1 protein-coding gene is annotated in these 1,673 nt (G+C 64.3%); it reads right to left on the reverse strand.

Annotation, left to right across the window (positions count from 1 at the left end):
• Window positions 1-37 precede the first annotated feature (37 nt).
• A complete protein-coding gene (locus ACYQ8K_RS30035; protein WP_083062566.1) occupies window positions 38-1,450 on the reverse strand; it encodes an IS110 family RNA-guided transposase in 1,413 nt (470 codons plus the stop codon).
• Window positions 1,451-1,673 lie beyond the last annotated feature (223 nt).

A 1,673-nucleotide genomic window follows, 5' to 3' on the forward strand; every position in this document is an offset into this window, starting at 1 on the left:
TTGAGTTCCTAACGAGAGTCAAGCGGCTTCGGTGGAGTTAAGCGACTTCGGTGGGTTTTATCCTGGGATGGACGGGCCGGTGAATTGGAGCGCTTGGCGACTCCTGTTGTTCCCGGCCTGTCCTGCCTTTCTGGCGTTGTGAGTAACGCTTGCTAGCAGCGTTGATGCGGGTCTTCTTGTCGACGGTGTGGTGGGTGCGGATGGTGCGGCGGCCTTCCTCCTCGGTGACCGGGCGGCCGTCGGTGTCGCGCAGAACGTAGTGCTGGCCGGTGCGCCAGCAGGTGGCAATGCGGGTGAGCAGGATGGTGGCGATGTGGCAGATCGCTGAGTCGTGGTGTCGCTCGGTGCTCATCAGGCGTTGGTATTTTGCGGCCAGTTGCGGATCAATTTTGCGGGCCTGGTCGGCGGCGTTGAAGAGGGCTTCACGCAGTAGCGGGTCGCCAGCTTTGGTGAGCCCGTGCTGGTGTTCGGCTTGTCCGGACTGGCTGAGCTTGGGAACGAGACCCGAATAGGCGCGGATCGCGGCCAGGGAATGAAATCGGTGCGGGTCGCCGATGCGGCCGGCGATGATGGCGCAGGTGACGGGCCCAACGCCGGGTGCTGAGGCGATGATTGCGGTGGGGTCGGCCTCGGCGTAGAGGTTGGCGCAGCGCTCGTCGAGGTCGTCGATCTGCTCGGTGAGCATCTGAGCTTGTTCGGCCTCGGTGGCGATATCGGCGGCCAGTTCGGCGAAGTCGATGCGGGCATCCGCGCCAGATCCCCACAGCTGCAGTGATTCTTGGGCAGCGGTCAACAGCATGGTGGCGTGGGGTTCACGCCAGGCGCCGCGAGAATGGCGGATCAGGAACCGGGTCAGCCGGGCGTGTCCGAGACGGATCAGGCTGTGGGGGTCGCCGTAGCGGGCGAGCAGCGCCAGTGCGGCCTTGCCGTAGTTGGATCCCAGGGCGTCGTACCAGGCCGGCCCGAGCAGCTCGAGTTGGGCGTCGAGTCGCTGGAAGACCGCGGTGCGGCGTTTGACAATCGAGGAGCGGATTTTGACGACCCGTCGCAGCGGTTCGGCCGGACCGTCACCGGTGTGCTCGCGCAGCCCTTCGGGGTGCAGCAGCGGCAGTCGGGCCAGCAGCCTGGAATCCAGACGATCGTTTTTGGTGTGTTTGGAGTAGTAGGCGCGCAGGTCTGCCGACTGGGTGGTGGGCACCATCGAGATCCGGGCGCCGCGGTGGCGAAACCACGATGCGAGCGGGGCCCATGCGTTGCGGGTCGGCTCCATCACGACGCGCAGCGTGTCTTGCTTGCCGAGTTCGATCGCCTTCCAAAGTTTCTCAAGTTCGGCGGGTCGGGTGAAGAACTTTCGTCCGGTCCATACGAACGTCCCATCAGGGCGAGCCAGCGATGCTTGGTGAGCAGTCCGGCAGGCCAGGTCGATACCCAATATCAGTTCCACGCACATCCTTTCGACGGATCCAGGTCAGTCCCCGGCTCCGACGGGCATGGCCCAGACATTCCGTAAGTAGAAGTCCGCTCTCCAGCGGCTCCAAGTTCCCGAATAGAGACACCAGTCGGCACCCGAGACGCGCCCTCGGACGGCCACTCAAAAATCAGGAATCACCAAGATGTTCCGGTCGGTGGGCTCGCGCCGTCCGCGGACGCCCACTAAACCTAAATGTCGGTGG

It is taken from the genome of Mycobacterium sp. MUNTM1, assembly GCF_054660795.1.